At 47.9% G+C, this 584-nt stretch carries 1 protein-coding gene; it reads left to right on the top strand.

The features are described 5' to 3' along the window. On the top strand, nucleotides 1-584 hold a 584-nt coding region (locus tag R7Q46_RS28805), incomplete at both ends, for a zinc-binding dehydrogenase (protein ID WP_318078530.1).

The following is a 584-nucleotide window of genomic DNA, read 5'->3' as shown; positions in this document are numbered from 1 at the left end:
AAACATCAAACCACCCGGACTATGAGGCGGGTGAATGGGTACTTGCGTACACCGTGGGTTGGCAAGACTACGCAATTTCTACCGGAGAGATGGTGATTAAATTAGGCAAAGAGCCACAAAACCCATCATACGCTCTGGGTGTTGCAGGCATGCCTGGCTTTACCGCATACATGGGTTTGTTGGATATTGGCCAGCCAAAACCAGGTGAAACCATTGTAGTTGCTGCGGCAACGGGCCCTGTCGGCGCGACAGTTGGTCAAATCGGTAAAATCAAAGGCTGCCGCGTAGTTGGTATCGCCGGTGGCGAAGAAAAATGTCGCTACGCAAAAGAGGTTTTAGGCTTTGATGAGTGTATCGATCACAAAGCAGATGATTTCGAACAACAATTGAAAGATGCATGCTACAACGGCATCGATGTTTACTTTGAAAACGTGGGCGGCAAAGTATTCGAAGCTGTCATGCCACTCCTCAATACCAGTGCACGCATCCCTTTGTGTGGATTGATTTCTCAATACAACGCAACAGAATTACCTGAAGGCACAGACCATCTACCTCTGCTAATGGGTAAACTACTGACGAAACGA

This window comes from Vibrio sp. 811, assembly GCF_033339195.1.
Note: the sequence above shows the minus strand (reverse complement) of the source record. Positions and strands in the feature narration are given on the sequence as shown.